A 13,098-nucleotide genomic window follows, 5' to 3' on the forward strand; every position below is an offset into this window, starting at 1 on the left:
CGCATATGGTGGTGGAAAATATGAGTGTTCATGCAAGAATTGAGACAGAAGAGGATGTTCAAATTATTAAGGAATATACGCTGCTGCCCATTTTACTCGATATGTTGGCAAGGGATATGGAGGAACTCAAGGTTTATAAGGATAAAATTGTGTACAATCATATTCTTTTTTACCTCAGAGAGGTGGAGACCGCCATTTATCCTCAATTGCAAAGCATTAAGAGCGTTATGAAGAAAAGAGATATTAAAGTGATTCATACCGAAATGAATGCATTAGGTATTAATGTCGAGTACAAAGTCCGAGGCTACATCCATCACTTCACGATGCTTCGCAGCTTAGTTAAAGCAGAACTGATGACTACGCTGATGAATATGCGGGGGGGATTACGGTGAGCAAAGGAAAGGAACGGACGATATTCCTAGCGGATTGCCAGAGCTTCTACGCAAGTGTAGAGAAGGCGGATCATCCGGGGGTCAGGGATAAACCGGTTGCGGTCGCCGGAGACCCTGCTTTGCGTTCTGGCATCATTCTAGCAGCTTGTCCCATTGCCAAATCCTATGGCGTTTCCACAGCCGAGCGACTAGGGGAGGCACTCAAGAAATGCCCGGAACTGGTCGTTATGCGCCCGCGCATGCAGCATTACATTGATGTTTCACTTATGATTACTAAAATATACGAAGAATTTACCGATCTCGTAGAGGTTTTCAGTATTGATGAGCAGTTTCTAGACATTACGGCAAGCTTGCCTATTTTCGGGGACCCAGATACGATTGCGATGGCGATTCAGCGCAAGGTGCTGCAGCAAACGGGCGTGAAGGTCCGCATAGGAATTAGCTCGAATAAAATACTGGCGAAGATCGCAACCGATATTTGGGCTAAAAAGAATGAGAGCGGCATTTTCACGCTGCGCCCGTCCGCCGTAGAGGAGTACTTATGGGCGCAGCCTGTAAGTAAAATGTTCGGTGTCGGTTCACGGATGACTGCGCATTTCGCCAGACTGGGCATGTATACGATCGGTGATGTGGCAAAAACGCCGCTGCCGCTGCTCAAGGACAAATTTCGTGCGCGCTTCGGCAAGCAATCAGACATTCACGCGGAAGTGATGTGGCGAACAGCGAATGGGCTGGATGATAGTCCGGTTACGCCCGGAACGTTTGACACGCCTCCGAAGTCTATAGGCCATATGATGACTCTTCCTAGGGACTATGCGGAATCTACTGAGGTGGATACGATCCTGCTCGAGCTTACTGAGGAGGTGTGCCGCGATTGCCGGCGCAAGGGATATATGGCGTCCATTGTTACCGTAAGCTGTATGTGCAGCCCATTTGACGCCCCGACAGGCTTTTCACGCCAAATGAAGATGCCTGACCCTACGAATCATACACGAACCGTTTTTCAAGCCGTTAAGCAGCTGTTCTACAAGTTCTGGGACACGATGCCCGTCCGCCGTGCTGGTGTGATGCTAAGTCAATTCGTTGACGATGATACTTATCAGCTTACGCTTTTTGAGGATCAGGTCAAGGCGAGGGCGCTTGAGAAAGTAACAGACAGCCTCAAGGACCGATTCGGCAATGCAGCGATTGTGCGGGCTTCTTCACTTACGACAGCCGGTCAAGCACAGAACAGAGCGCTCAAAATCGGGGGGCACTATAAATGAGTAAGAAACTGGAAAAGAACGGTTTATGGGAATCCAGCAGGATGATGCTGCCGCAGCACCGGGAAGCGCTGCAGAATTTGCGCAGCGACAAAGCTGTTCCGGCGAATCGTCCTACAGCGGAGGACATTGGCATTATGCGAGATTACGTGCTGCTGCCTTTGATGCACGGGATGATCAAAAGAAAGGCCGTCGAGATCGAAAGGTCTGCCGAAACGCTTAGACAGCTCTATTCACGCGCTGCCCACGCGCTTGCGGCCCAAATTCTAGCTGATGTAAGTGAAACCAAAGCGAAAATGATGCACAGAAGCATTCAAATATTTGAAGAAGAGAAGAATGACCGGGCCATTCACTACCGCTATGTTTGCCGCGGGCATGAAGACACGCTGATTATTGCGAAAGACTACATGCGAGCTGAAATGAGCGTGCGAACGGCCAGATACATTGATCACTTCGTCACAAGCATGTACAAAAAAGGTGACGAACTCAAAACTTAGTCCATGACGTACACAAAGAAGATATGACGCAACGCGCAGCCCGCTGGAGAAACCCTCCGCGGGCTGCGCGAATTGACGTGAGTATCTCTTTTTCACATAATGGAGGAGAGAGATTGAAACGTTAGACAGGGAAGAGGGAAGCGAAGACTCTCGCTAGGAAATATCAAGGCAAAGGATGTGCGGCCATGTGCGGACGTTATACAATAACCGTGACAATAGAGGAGCTGATGCTGCGGTATGATATTTATTACAAATATCCTGCGAGATACAGCCCCAAATACAATGTGGCACCCGGCCAGCAAATCATGGCGATCGTGCACGACGGTGAGAAAAATAAGCTAGGCGAGCTGCGCTGGGGGCTCGTTCCGGAATGGGCGAAGGACGAGAAGCTAGGCTATACGATGCTGAATGCAAGGTCGGAGACGCTTGCGGACAAGCCTGCGTTCCGCAAACCCTTTGAGCGCAAACGCTGCTTGATTCCGGCAGATTCCTTCTATGACTGGAAGGGAACGGGGAAGCAGAAGCAACCGATGCGGATTATGCTGCGCAGCAAAGAGGTCTTCAGCATGGCGGGGCTGTATGACACCTGGACATCTCCGGATGGCACCCGAATATCCACTTGCACCGTGATTACTACGGAAGCGAACGAAATGATGATTGATATTCATGAGCGTATGCCAGTCATTTTACCGCGAGAGGCAGAAGCGGTTTGGCTGGACCGCAGCATAACGAACACGGATGTGCTGCGCCAGCTACTGAAGCCGTACCCGTCTGATGACATGTATGCGTACCCCGTGTCTAGCAGGGTGGGCAACGTGCGCAATGATGATGAGCTATGCATAGAACCGTTAAGCCTGCTGCTGTAGGCGGATTGAGAGAATGGGAGAGGTAAAATGAGAATACGTATGGTTCTAAGCATCACGCTTGTATTTGCTATTATTTTCGGGTTGAACGGTTACATCGGCTGGCACGGTCAGGTCTTTCTAACGAACCAGTTGGGTTCTTGGTTTCATCCCGGCATATACTGGGTTGTTTTCTGGATTGTTGCCTTGTCGTATTTACTAGCATGGGCTGGTTCCAAAGTATTGCCTGCTGGAATGAAAATGGTATTGAAAGTTGTCGGTTCTTACTGGTTTGCCCTTATGCAGTTCGGTTTTCTGCTGCTGCCGTTGACGGACTTGGCCGCAGGAGTGCTCCATCTGGCATCTGTACCTGCTGCTACATTTACGCCTATCCTTGGGTGGATAGATGTAGGGATCATTGTTCTCGTCATGATTCGTGGTTCCTATAATGCGCGAAGCCCTATTGTAAGAAAGTATGAGATTACGATTCCCAAACAAGCAGGCGACTGGGAGCAGCTACGCATCGCCGTGGCTTCTGACATTCATTTGGGATCAATAGTGGGTAATCGTCATTTGCGAAAGCTGGTGAAGCATGTCAATGGCTTGAAGCCGGACTTGATACTCCTGCCAGGGGACGTTATTGATGATGATATTCGCCCGTTTATCCGCTATGATATGGGTACAACGATGCGAGAACTGCAAGCTCCGCTTGGCATTTATGCCGTATTAGGCAATCATGAATACATTGGTGGCCACATTCCTGCCTTCAAAGAACAGATGGACAAAATCGGTATTCGTGTACTCATGGATGAAACTGTGCATATCCAAGATCGCTTGTATCTCGTGGGCCGAAAAGACAAGGCGGCCGAACGAACGGCCGAAGGGCGAAGAGCACTTGCGTCCCTATTGGAGGGGACTGATCCAGGTCAGCCTATTATTGTCATGGACCATCAGCCCTATCATTTAGATAAAGCGGAAGCCGCGGGCGCTGATGTCATGCTTTCAGGACACACGCACAGGGGACAAATTAGCCCGAATTACCTGATCACAAGAAGGCTTTTTGAGCTTGATTGGGGCTACTTAAAGAAGGGGAATCTGCATGCCATCGTTTCCTCAGGCTTTGGTACGTGGGGGCCGCCGGTTCGTCTAGGGAGCCGTTCCGAAATTATTGAGTTAATCATCCATTTTAAAAGCAACGAGAGAAAAGAGGAGTAATCTACCATGCAAGATGCTGAAAAAAAACAAATTACACCGGCTGAACTAGCTGCAGCTATGCTGCAGTTTACGATGAAAAGCATCGAAAATAGTTGGGATACCCTAAAGCCGGCCGTTGCCGCTTATTTACAGGATCCGGTTATAACGCAAGATAAAGAAGATGAACTCATAAAAGAGATTTATATAGCGGCCTTGGCGCTAGAAATTTATTGTATTCCTCATGCTTTCGATGCAGAAATTGCTCGTTTGGTCAAATCGGGAATGGCAGAAATAATGGCTTCAAGCAACTTATCCGAGCATCGATTGTCTGAATCCATTAGCCAGCACTATCTCCCTCGTTTGGCAACCGTAGAATTATCTACGCAAGTAGATTTGGCTTTGGCGCTCGCTCAAGAGGCTGCGAGTATTCTATATGACCGCTTAGAGCTTCCGCTGAAGCCAATTGACCCGACGAACAGTTTGTTGTGGGTTAAGCTGTTTCCGTTTCTCGTCCAACATGTAGGGAAATGGCCGATTCTATCTACGAACTTCGAAGTTATTCAGGAGCGGAGGTAGTCATGGCGATGATGGCACAGAAAAGAGTTACCGTTTATGTATTATCCGGTTTCCTTGGAAGCGGGAAAACGACCTTATTAACCAAAGCGATTGATCATTTTACCGAAGCGGGGCGAAAGCCAGCCGTCATCATGAATGAGATCGGTGAAGTGAATTTGGACGGGCAGTTGGTTGCAAATGAAGTGCCAATGTCCGAGTTGCTGGGCGGCTGTATCTGCTGCTCGAGCCGAGGCGACCTGGCAACAGCTCTTCACGAGCTGGTAACCGGGGAACAGCCTGACTTGATTTTCATAGAATCAACAGGTATCGCGAATCCCATGGAAATCATTGATGAAGTAACCGATGCTTCGCTTATCATTCCAGTGGAACTCAAAGCAGTCATCACGGTTGTAGATGCTCCGCAATTGCTGGAGCTTAACCGGACAAGCAGGGGTAAAACATATCGCCTCATGAAGGAACAAATCCGGTGTGCCAACGTGCTTCTTCTGAATAAGACAGATCTGTTGACAGGAACGGCACTCGAGGAAGTGGATGCACTTGTGCGCGAATGGAATCCATATGCCTCCATTCACTTCACAGTTTTTAGTCAAATTGATATGAGACTTATTGAAATGCTCGAAGAAGAGGGATACGCTACACCCCATTTGACTGACGAGCATGTTTCACATGATCAAGAATCAGATAATCACACATCACACGAAGAACATAATCATGCTCACGAACACGGTAGCCACCATCATCATTCTCACAGTCATGTGATGGCGTATACGCATTTTTTTGAACGTGCAGTCGATAGTAACGCTTTCGAAGAGTTTGTCAGCAAGCTCCCCCAAGAGGTGTATCGTGCTAAAGGCATTCTTAGCTTCTCTGATACTTTAAGCCGTTTCTTATTTCAGTATGCGTACAGGGAAATGGATTTCGTCAAAATTACGCCAAAAGGCGAAGTGCCTGATGTTGCCGTATTCATTGGGGAAAATTTCTCTAGAGATGCCGTACGGGATGCATTGCTGAGGTTGGAATCCATGCCGGGCAGTGATTCCGAATCATAAGCGCAGTTTAATGAAGAATCCCAGCATGTATAATGCTGTGGATTCTTTTTATTGTGGTAAACAGTTATTAATCATAATTATTACTATTATGTGTTATAATGAGTGAGAGGCGAATTGGACAAGATTGTCGAAACATGGATGGTCAGCTACTTGACGTAGGATGCCAATTTGCTGCACTATGTTAGTAGAACAATTCATGACAGAGGAGTAATGCAAGTGGGCACTCATACACATACGATTGACGAGATGCTGAAAGCCATGGCTCAGCAGGGCTGGAGAATTACAGAGCAGCGCAGGAGTTTGGCAACATTATTTACGGAATCTGGAAGTTATTTATCGCCGAAAGACGTTTATGAATACATGAAAACCAAATATCCTGGTGTGAGTTTCGATACCGTGTATCGTAATCTTCGATTGTTGAGTGAGATGGGCGTGCTGGAGCAGTTTCATTTGGCTGACGGTTTGAAATTTAAAGCGAGCTGCTTATCTCACCATCATCATCATATGATCTGTGTGGGCTGCGAGAAGACGGTGACGTTCGAATTTTGCCCGATGAAGCTAGTTGAGGATTTGCCGAAGAACTTTGAAATTCAAAGTCATCGGTTTGAGATATTTGGCTATTGTGCGGAATGCAAGTCGTCGGCAGCCGCCGCGCCAGTAGAACATTAAAAAAGTCATGGAACCTCGTTCCGTGACTTTTTTTTGGCGGAAGAAACAGCCGGAAGCGCACCATATGGGTGCGTTTCTCGGTTTATTTGCTTTTGGCTACGTGAAGCAGTTCAGGTACGGTGACAAAGGTATAGCCGGCTGCCTTAAGCTTCGCGATTAACGGTCCAATGGCCTGAACCGTCCCTGACAAATCCTGGCTTTCAGCTCCACCAGAGTGCTGCAGGATGATAGAGCCAGGCTTCGTTTGCTGCATAATATTACTTAGCACCTGCTCCGAATTCAGAGATTTCCAATCAAGGGAATCGACATTCCAATTCACGATCAAATAATGGTGGTCAGCGACCCATCTGACCTGCTCCTCATTAATTGCTCCGTAGGGCGGGCGGATAAGCTTAGGCGCGTAGCCGATTAAGCCTTGCAACACATTTTCCGTGTTCATAATCTGGTTTTGGAATTTGTCTACCGATAATTTCGGCAAATTCGCATGGCTATAAGAATGATTACCAATGACATGGCCTTCACGAACAATTCGTCTAACCATATCAGGGTGGGTACTGGCCTGTGAGCCAAGCACGAAAAAGGTTGCCTTTACTTGGCTAGCTTTAAGAGCATCAAGCACCTTAGGTGTAAACCGCGTGTCAGGTCCATCATCGAAGGTTAGCGCGATCTTCTTCTCCTGACTAGATCCGCGCAGCTTGAAGGTGTCCGGGTATTTGACTACGAGTTGCGAAAGCGTAAGCTTTTTCTGAGAAATTCGAACTTGGCCTGAATTTTTTTGAACGGGAACGGAGGGCTTCTTAGAGCTGGATCCTTCAGGATGCGCGGCTTTCTTTGGATTAGTTCTTGGCGACGGGCTGGGCGCAACAACCGTTGGCGCAGATTTAGGTGGAACCGCAGTCGCAGTCAGAGGTGTTGCCACAGGTGTTGGTGTTAGTGCTTCTATGTTCCTTGGGCTCGGAATAGGTTCAAAATCAAACACGCTGTCATCGAGAATGGACTCTATTGTTGCTTCTTGCTCATCGACATGTGCATTTTGCACTGAGTGCTGATCCTGATATGACTTGCTTTTAGGCACACCGCATCCAGCAGCTAGCAGGCAAACGATGGCAGCGGAGCACACCCACTTGGTGGTCATGGCAATCCCTCCGAGCATTATGATATGCTCTAGCTTTTGTAATGAAGGGACAGTCTATCCTGTGAAATAAAGGAATAACATCTATTGGAAACCATGGACATGAACTATTTTCAGTCGTAGACCGTCATTACATATACTTAAACCGGTACACGTGAAAGGAGCGAGGATTAGGACATGATAGCCCTGATGAACAACAGAAAATTAGTGATTTTGATAGTTTTTGTGCTGTGCGTAGGCTGTTTTCATGAAAAAGCCTCGACTCTGCCAACAGGTACCCAATCGAACAAACCAGACAAGCAAATTAGTGGACTCTCTGTCATTCCGGGAGAGAATATACAAGTACATGATGAAAATGCAGATAAGCAGAATGTCCCGATCGAAGCCATTACATTTGTGGATGAGCTGCAAGGCTATGGCATTACGTCTGGAAACGGAAAAGCTTCGCTCATGCAAACTGGCGATGGCGGGATGACTTGGAAGGCCCTGAGAAGGGTAGCCAGTTTATCGGTGCCAAGCACGCTTTCCTTTCTTGATTCCCAAACAGGCTGGCTGCTGACAAATGCATCTAAAGACCGAAAATCGGAACTTAGCTTAACCGCGGACGGAGGTCAAACATGGGAAGTTATTGCACAGGATCTACCGGTAATTGAGGAAGACAAGGAAATCGTGTTCTTCCAGTTCTTTGATCGCCAGAACGGACTGCTAGCCATTCGCAACGACAAAGATCTGGTACTGCTTCGTACGCAAGATGGGGGAATCACTTGGTTAGCGTCAAATCGTATCCCTTTGCCAAGCGAAGGCGTGGTTACATTTCTTTCATCCATAGAGGGCTGGTTCGTTGGCTCGAGCTCATTCCCAAGTCCAAGTGAAAAAAATAGGGCAGTTGTAACGTTTTACCACATGACAGATGGGGAATCATGGGATGAAGCAGGGAAAGTATCGACATCTCTTGTGCCGAAGGCACTGTCTTTTGTAGATCCAAGACATGGTTTCGTACTGCTGCAGTCGAATCAGCAGAATCATGCTCAAGAGCAAGAACGACAGCTGCTTCGGACCAGCGACGGCGGAAAAGCATGGAGTATGCATGAGTTTCCCGCCGCCTTCCAGCCGGTTGATTCGAGTTTGCAGATTAGTTTCCTTACATCAAGCAGCGGCTGGCTATGGAATGCCCGAAATGTGTGGAAAACGAAAGATGGAGGCTTGAATTGGCAGTTGCTAACGCCTTAGAATTTCAAATGATTTTCTGATAAGTTACGATATCAAGGAATTTGCCCCATTTGAAGCCAACCTCGCGAAAGTGAGCGCACTGGGTATAGCCATTTTTCGAAAACATCTGAATACTAGGTTTGTTATCCGCGCAAATCGTAGAAATTAAGGAATGAAAACCTTGTTCTTTCGCGAACACTTCAATATATTGAATGGCGGCAGTACCGAGCCCTTTGCCTACGCATCCAGGCTGCAAATAGATCGTCACTTCTCCTGTAGTGGCATAAGCTTGCTTTTTTTTGTGAGGCATTACTTGAACGTAGCCTTGGAGTTCTCCATCCAACGTGATAACAAAAGTTTGAAACCGCGGGTTCGGATGAATAACACTTTCTGTAAACTCGGTAATTTCAACAGGTTCCGTATGAAAAGAAGCGGTCGAATTCATTACGAAATAGTTGTAAATTTCCATTAAAGCCGGAATATCCGACGCTTCTATTGATTTATATATAATTGTAGACATATAAGACTCCTTCTCTTCTTTTTCAAATAGACATCTAGCATCATTCCATGTATCTTAGATATAATATCTTACTATTAAAAGAAGATAAAGTTGAACATCGCAAATAGGGGGAGTCACATGTCGGGCAGTTCAGGTTACATTCTCGTGATTATTATTGGAGTCATTGTACTTGCAGGTCTTACATTCATGAATCTTCGCAAAATTAGCAAATCCACTGCGGACTTGACCCAGCTCAAAAAAAGAACGCTTCTTTGGAGTGAAATCTCGCTGGCGTTGTTCGTCCTGCAGTTGTTTTTCCGTGATCGTCAGGGCGGATTCTTGATTTTCTTTGGAATTCTAACTCTATTTACAGGGGCGCACTATCTAGGTGTGTTGTATTATTCGAAAAAAAGGGGTAAATAACAAAAGGAGAGAGGCTTTCCTAGGTAGTCAGGGCTACTGGTGGAAAGTCTCTTTTTTATGGGGTGATTACTCTTTCCAGCTTGTTGGTTGTGTTTTCGTTGGCAATTTCAGCTTCTGGTACCATTTTTTCTTTTTCTTTTGTTCTAATAACGTTCTTAGCTGCAGCATAACAAGCTTCGCCCTGTCTTCATCGGCATATTTGTCTCGTAGACGTTCAAAAATTGTAGGATCTTGCATTGGATTTGGATACCTTCTTTTCTGACTGTAAGATAAATGCGAAAAAAGGAGAATATATGTTCTCGTTTGACTATTATAGCATATGAGTTTTCGAGATGCTAGTCTACTAGCTCCATGAGGAATTATTCTCACGGGGCTATTTTTATTTGACCTTTTTAGGTAAGCGTTTAGTTCGAATCCTCCGGTCTTCGCATTAAATGTAGAGTACCTAAAGATAAAGAGGTGAAGACAATGGCTCGAGCAAAAGCAGTTCGTAACACTGATTTCGTTTTGATTACTTGGACGAGAAATCCGCTTCGTCCAGGTTCTGCGCGCAGAATTACCGCCTCTCGTGTAATCGGAAATGCCTCGCCTTGTACGTTTGCGTTAGCTCCTGGTAGGCTGTTGAATAATGCGTTTGCCTGTTTGTTGGATGCAGATATCGGTTTTAGAGTGGTGTATCAGAAGGACACATCAAGAATTAGCGGCGTAGTATTGCTGCGGCGCAATCGTTAAGCATTAGCTGATTTAACCCCACCGTGAGGTGGTTTTTTTTTGTTGATCACAAACGGTTAGCTCTCGTGGACATGCAAAGTAAGGAATGGTAAAATTTAACCATTATTACTGTGGGGGTCAAATCGAATGAAATTAGCTTTTATTTCAGATATACATGGCAATGCAGTCGCTCTTGAAGCGGTTTTAAACGATATCAAGCAAAATGAAATAGATAAAATTTATGTATTAGGCGATCTTTGTTACCGAGGACCTGAACCAAAACGCTCTTTAGAATTAATTCGATCTTTAAATACTGAAGTGATTAAAGGCAATGCAGACGAGTGGGTGGTCCGTGGCGTTCGTGAAGGGGAGGTTCCGCAAAAAGTGATCGAATTAATGAACGTCGAGCGTGACTGGACCTTTTCGAAACTTGAACCATCTGATATTGCCTATTTAGAAACACTCCCAACATCAATTAATTGTGAGGTCAATGGAATTCGAATAAACGCCTTCCATGCAACACCGGGTAGCTTATTTGAAATAGTCCTGCCAAACGTCGATGACGCTGGATTGCAGAACAGCCTGATGAGCTCACAAGATGCGCAGATATATGTGTATGCACACATCCATAAAGCTTATATAAGACACTTGAATGGTAAGGTTCTAATGAATGTTGGAAGCGTTGGGCTTCCGTTTGATGGAGTCACTAAAGCTTCTTATGGTCTGATTGAAGTTGAAAAAGGTAAATTGAAAACATCGATACAACGAGTTGATTTTGATGCGGAGAGAGTAATCGAACTTTATAGGGATGTAGACTATCCTAATGCAGAAATGATGTCAGAGATTGTTCGTAATGCTAGAGTTTGAGTCTGAAGGGAAATTATCTGGGGTAGCCGATTAAGATTGAATTGGAATTACGGAAAGATGAGCTTTAGAGGACTTTTAATTATTGTGAAGAATAGAAATATTTGTAACAAGATATTGAAGGGACTGATTTGATGAGTTTAATTGTAATTGTTGTCATCATGGTCATTCTTTTTAGCTTAACTGGTATGGTCAGCAAAGGCAGGCATAGAGGAAGTAATTTACCCAATCTCACAATGATAGTTCCAATTTCTTTGCTAATAATTCTTCAGATGATCCTAACAGAAATCATCATAACCATAATCACCACCATAATCATCATCACAATCACAATGAGTCCTCCAACGGAGGCGGAAGTGACAGTGGAGGTAGTAGTAGCGATTAAAAGAGAGTGTCCCAAAAGCCATAAAAAATGGCGAGGGGCACCTTTTTTATATAAAATGAATGGGAAAATAAGTAGACAAACGGCTGCTATTGAAAGAAGAGTGGTAAGAGTTCGTGGTAGCTTTTTGTTCTCTTTAGATTGAAACCACCCGCGGCAGATAACATAGAAAGTAATCTTCAATTATAATTTAAAATGAGAATATATAAGTTGTTGCTCTACCCATCCTAATAGTCCACAACCAATAGCTAGAAAAATGACTATGCTAACTAATTCCAACAAAATACTCAAAAACCAGCAATGGCTACTATGCTTACTCAATTAATCCCCATCTATACTTGCACGACATGTCTCGGGTGTTGTTTCTGCTTTGATTCGATCATTTATATCCGTAACTTCATCCGTTGTATGTGAAATATCCGTTGTTATATTCTGATTAAGGTCATTTGTTATATCTGTAGATTCGTGGTTGCCCTTTTGTGTCATTCCGTATGATCTCCCGCTTTCTGTTATTCGGTTTCAAAATAAAAAGACTTCATTACACCTGGAGGAGGCTAGGTGGCTAGAAGTCTTTTTTTGCATGCTTGCTTTTAAATCAAAAGCTTAACGTTGAAAGCCTTGGAGCTGTTGTTCAGCCATTTGTACCAATCTTTTTGTAATACTTCCACCAATAGAGCCTGCGTCGCGAGTTGCGAGATTCCCATTGTAACCATCTGGTGATAGAGGAATTCCTAATTGTTGAGCTACTTCATATTTCATTTGATTTAAAGCTGCTTTTGCTTGAGGAACCACTAATGTGCTGTTGTTTGCCATGGAAAAAATCACTCCTTTTGTTGGTGTAATCATATCATTTGGAGTGGAAGGTATTCTTATGCATTGAAAATTAAAAATTATAAATTATATATTTCGTTTAACATTTCTAAAAGCGTTGTTAGCAATGCTTGGAAATAGTTTCAAAGCATAAGTGCCGTTTCCTATCGCATCAGAACTACATACATGGCATAGGTGTTGAGGCAGAGATCAATTTCTTAAGAAGGAGGGAGTCCCTTCCTACCGACGGTATTAAACCAATAATCAAATGAAATTGTATTCACATTCTGCACGACAATGACGGTATCTGAAAATGCTTGCCCATGATAGGAAGCAGATGATCCGGAAGTGCTGAAATCGACTTCTACCGATCCGTCAGCGACGGTGGCGTTCACAACGCTGCTTTCCTCGTAGATGGAATTATTCTAAACAATCGGGCCGCTAGCAAATGTTCAAAACTGCAGAGGCACACATAGAAAAAATCAACGCTCTTGAAAAAACTGCAAGTATGTCGATTCCGGAGTGGGCACAAAACGCTGTCTCAGATGCTGGACTTGTAATTACCTATGTTTACTAAATGGAAGTCT

At 45.0% G+C, this 13,098-nt stretch carries 19 protein-coding genes; 13 read left to right on the top strand and 6 right to left on the bottom strand.

Annotation, left to right across the window (positions count from 1 at the left end; translation table 11 throughout):
• Window positions 1-20 precede the first annotated feature (20 nt).
• The 8 genes from AC58UW_RS05175 to AC58UW_RS05210 all read left to right on the top strand — a co-directional run bounded on the left by AC58UW_RS05175 (window position 21) and on the right by AC58UW_RS05210 (window position 6,481).
• Window positions 21-392: a YhjD family protein gene (locus AC58UW_RS05175; protein ID WP_127452234.1), complete on the top strand. Its 372-nt coding sequence runs from the start codon at window positions 21-23 to the stop codon at window positions 390-392.
• A complete protein-coding gene (locus tag AC58UW_RS05180) occupies window positions 389-1,657 on the top strand; it encodes a DNA polymerase IV (protein ID WP_497419627.1) in 1,269 nt (422 codons plus the stop codon). The genes AC58UW_RS05175 and AC58UW_RS05180 overlap by 4 nt, the downstream gene beginning before the upstream one ends.
• Window positions 1,654-2,151, top strand: a complete 498-nt coding sequence (locus tag AC58UW_RS05185; protein ID WP_497419628.1) for a YhjD family protein — start codon at window positions 1,654-1,656, stop codon at window positions 2,149-2,151. Before AC58UW_RS05180 ends, AC58UW_RS05185 begins: the two co-directional genes overlap by 4 nt.
• Before the next feature lie 185 nt (window positions 2,152-2,336).
• A complete protein-coding gene (locus AC58UW_RS05190; RefSeq protein WP_497419629.1) occupies window positions 2,337-3,017 on the top strand; it encodes an SOS response-associated peptidase in 681 nt (226 codons plus the stop codon).
• A gap of 27 nt (window positions 3,018-3,044) precedes the next feature.
• Window positions 3,045-4,208 (top strand): metallophosphoesterase, encoded by a 1,164-nt coding sequence (locus AC58UW_RS05195; protein ID WP_497419630.1) that lies wholly within the window; start codon window positions 3,045-3,047, stop codon window positions 4,206-4,208.
• A gap of 6 nt (window positions 4,209-4,214) precedes the next feature.
• The gene (locus AC58UW_RS05200; RefSeq protein WP_497419631.1) at window positions 4,215-4,763 is read left to right on the top strand and encodes a hypothetical protein; all 549 of its coding nucleotides are present in this window, start codon (window positions 4,215-4,217) and stop codon (window positions 4,761-4,763) included.
• 2 nt (window positions 4,764-4,765) lie between these two features.
• Window positions 4,766-5,812 (top strand): CobW family GTP-binding protein, encoded by a 1,047-nt coding sequence (locus tag AC58UW_RS05205; RefSeq protein ID WP_497419632.1) that lies wholly within the window; start codon window positions 4,766-4,768, stop codon window positions 5,810-5,812.
• A gap of 210 nt (window positions 5,813-6,022) precedes the next feature.
• Window positions 6,023-6,481, top strand: coding sequence for a Fur family transcriptional regulator (locus AC58UW_RS05210; protein WP_497419633.1), 459 nt, complete (start codon window positions 6,023-6,025; stop codon window positions 6,479-6,481).
• An 82-nt stretch (window positions 6,482-6,563) separates the two neighbouring features.
• On the opposite strand, the gene AC58UW_RS05215 is transcribed toward AC58UW_RS05210, so the two are convergent.
• Window positions 6,564-7,616, bottom strand: coding sequence for a polysaccharide deacetylase family protein (locus AC58UW_RS05215; protein ID WP_497419634.1), 1,053 nt, complete (start codon window positions 7,614-7,616; stop codon window positions 6,564-6,566).
• A 186-nt stretch (window positions 7,617-7,802) separates the two neighbouring features.
• Here AC58UW_RS05215 and AC58UW_RS05220 point away from each other — a divergent pair, with 186 nt between their 5' ends.
• A complete protein-coding gene (locus AC58UW_RS05220; RefSeq protein ID WP_497419635.1) occupies window positions 7,803-8,843 on the top strand; it encodes a WD40/YVTN/BNR-like repeat-containing protein in 1,041 nt (346 codons plus the stop codon).
• A 4-nt stretch (window positions 8,844-8,847) separates the two neighbouring features.
• On the opposite strand, the gene AC58UW_RS05225 is transcribed toward AC58UW_RS05220, so the two are convergent.
• A complete protein-coding gene (locus AC58UW_RS05225) occupies window positions 8,848-9,342 on the bottom strand; it encodes a GNAT family N-acetyltransferase (RefSeq protein WP_497419636.1) in 495 nt (164 codons plus the stop codon).
• A gap of 117 nt (window positions 9,343-9,459) precedes the next feature.
• Between AC58UW_RS05225 and AC58UW_RS05230 the strand changes: the two genes are divergently transcribed.
• Complete coding sequence (locus tag AC58UW_RS05230; RefSeq protein ID WP_497419637.1) at window positions 9,460-9,744, top strand: hypothetical protein; 285 nt, start codon at window positions 9,460-9,462, stop codon at window positions 9,742-9,744.
• 66 nt (window positions 9,745-9,810) lie between these two features.
• Here the strand turns inward: AC58UW_RS05230 and AC58UW_RS05235 are convergent, their stop codons facing one another.
• Complete coding sequence (locus AC58UW_RS05235; protein ID WP_161405894.1) at window positions 9,811-9,981, bottom strand: hypothetical protein; 171 nt, start codon at window positions 9,979-9,981, stop codon at window positions 9,811-9,813.
• Between the two features lie 231 nt (window positions 9,982-10,212).
• Between AC58UW_RS05235 and AC58UW_RS05240 the strand changes: the two genes are divergently transcribed.
• From AC58UW_RS05240 to AC58UW_RS05250, 3 genes are all read left to right on the top strand, one after another.
• Window positions 10,213-10,476: a hypothetical protein gene (locus tag AC58UW_RS05240; RefSeq protein ID WP_497419638.1), complete on the top strand. Its 264-nt coding sequence runs from the start codon at window positions 10,213-10,215 to the stop codon at window positions 10,474-10,476.
• Window positions 10,477-10,602: 126 nt separating this feature from the next.
• Window positions 10,603-11,322, top strand: a complete 720-nt coding sequence (locus AC58UW_RS05245; RefSeq protein ID WP_497419639.1) for a metallophosphoesterase family protein — start codon at window positions 10,603-10,605, stop codon at window positions 11,320-11,322.
• Between the two features lie 131 nt (window positions 11,323-11,453).
• Window positions 11,454-11,846 carry a hypothetical protein gene (locus AC58UW_RS05250; RefSeq protein ID WP_497419640.1) on the top strand — a complete coding sequence of 131 codons (393 nt, stop codon included), beginning with the start codon at window positions 11,454-11,456 and terminating at the stop codon, window positions 11,844-11,846.
• Between the two features lie 176 nt (window positions 11,847-12,022).
• Here AC58UW_RS05250 and AC58UW_RS05255 read toward each other — a convergent pair whose 3' ends face one another.
• The 3 genes from AC58UW_RS05255 to AC58UW_RS05265 all read right to left on the bottom strand — a co-directional run bounded on the left by AC58UW_RS05255 (window position 12,023) and on the right by AC58UW_RS05265 (window position 12,906).
• On the bottom strand, window positions 12,023-12,187 hold the full coding sequence (locus tag AC58UW_RS05255; protein WP_497419641.1) for a hypothetical protein: 165 nt from the start codon (window positions 12,185-12,187) through the stop codon (window positions 12,023-12,025).
• Between the two features lie 117 nt (window positions 12,188-12,304).
• Window positions 12,305-12,514, bottom strand: coding sequence for an alpha/beta-type small acid-soluble spore protein (locus AC58UW_RS05260; protein ID WP_127450781.1), 210 nt, complete (start codon window positions 12,512-12,514; stop codon window positions 12,305-12,307).
• Between the two features lie 215 nt (window positions 12,515-12,729).
• A complete protein-coding gene (locus AC58UW_RS05265) occupies window positions 12,730-12,906 on the bottom strand; it encodes a hypothetical protein (RefSeq protein WP_497419642.1) in 177 nt (58 codons plus the stop codon).
• Between the last annotated feature and the right edge of the window lie 192 nt (window positions 12,907-13,098).

This window comes from Paenibacillus sp. J22R160, assembly GCF_059692135.1.

What these genes read in the sequence shown, in the direction of transcription:
- AC58UW_RS05225 (WP_497419636.1), bottom strand. Translation starts at nt 9,342, where the DNA reads ATGTCTACAATTATATATAAATCAATAGAAGCGTCGGATATTCCGGCT.
- AC58UW_RS05185 (WP_497419628.1), top strand. Translation starts at nt 1,654, where the DNA reads ATGAGTAAGAAACTGGAAAAGAACGGTTTATGGGAATCCAGCAGGATG.
- AC58UW_RS05245 (WP_497419639.1), top strand. Translation starts at nt 10,603, where the DNA reads ATGAAATTAGCTTTTATTTCAGATATACATGGCAATGCAGTCGCTCTT.
- AC58UW_RS05205 (WP_497419632.1), top strand. Translation starts at nt 4,766, where the DNA reads ATGGCGATGATGGCACAGAAAAGAGTTACCGTTTATGTATTATCCGGT.
- AC58UW_RS05240 (WP_497419638.1), top strand. Translation starts at nt 10,213, where the DNA reads ATGGCTCGAGCAAAAGCAGTTCGTAACACTGATTTCGTTTTGATTACT.
- AC58UW_RS05235 (WP_161405894.1), bottom strand. Translation starts at nt 9,981, where the DNA reads ATGCAAGATCCTACAATTTTTGAACGTCTACGAGACAAATATGCCGAT.
- AC58UW_RS05175 (WP_127452234.1), top strand. Translation starts at nt 21, where the DNA reads ATGAGTGTTCATGCAAGAATTGAGACAGAAGAGGATGTTCAAATTATT.
- AC58UW_RS05200 (WP_497419631.1), top strand. Translation starts at nt 4,215, where the DNA reads ATGCAAGATGCTGAAAAAAAACAAATTACACCGGCTGAACTAGCTGCA.
- AC58UW_RS05220 (WP_497419635.1), top strand. Translation starts at nt 7,803, where the DNA reads ATGAACAACAGAAAATTAGTGATTTTGATAGTTTTTGTGCTGTGCGTA.
- AC58UW_RS05260 (WP_127450781.1), bottom strand. Translation starts at nt 12,514, where the DNA reads ATGGCAAACAACAGCACATTAGTGGTTCCTCAAGCAAAAGCAGCTTTA.
- AC58UW_RS05250 (WP_497419640.1), top strand. Translation starts at nt 11,454, where the DNA reads ATGAGTTTAATTGTAATTGTTGTCATCATGGTCATTCTTTTTAGCTTA.
- AC58UW_RS05210 (WP_497419633.1), top strand. Translation starts at nt 6,023, where the DNA reads ATGCAAGTGGGCACTCATACACATACGATTGACGAGATGCTGAAAGCC.
- AC58UW_RS05190 (WP_497419629.1), top strand. Translation starts at nt 2,337, where the DNA reads ATGTGCGGACGTTATACAATAACCGTGACAATAGAGGAGCTGATGCTG.
- AC58UW_RS05195 (WP_497419630.1), top strand. Translation starts at nt 3,045, where the DNA reads ATGAGAATACGTATGGTTCTAAGCATCACGCTTGTATTTGCTATTATT.
- AC58UW_RS05255 (WP_497419641.1), bottom strand. Translation starts at nt 12,187, where the DNA reads ATGACACAAAAGGGCAACCACGAATCTACAGATATAACAAATGACCTT.
- AC58UW_RS05230 (WP_497419637.1), top strand. Translation starts at nt 9,460, where the DNA reads ATGTCGGGCAGTTCAGGTTACATTCTCGTGATTATTATTGGAGTCATT.
- AC58UW_RS05215 (WP_497419634.1), bottom strand. Translation starts at nt 7,616, where the DNA reads ATGACCACCAAGTGGGTGTGCTCCGCTGCCATCGTTTGCCTGCTAGCT.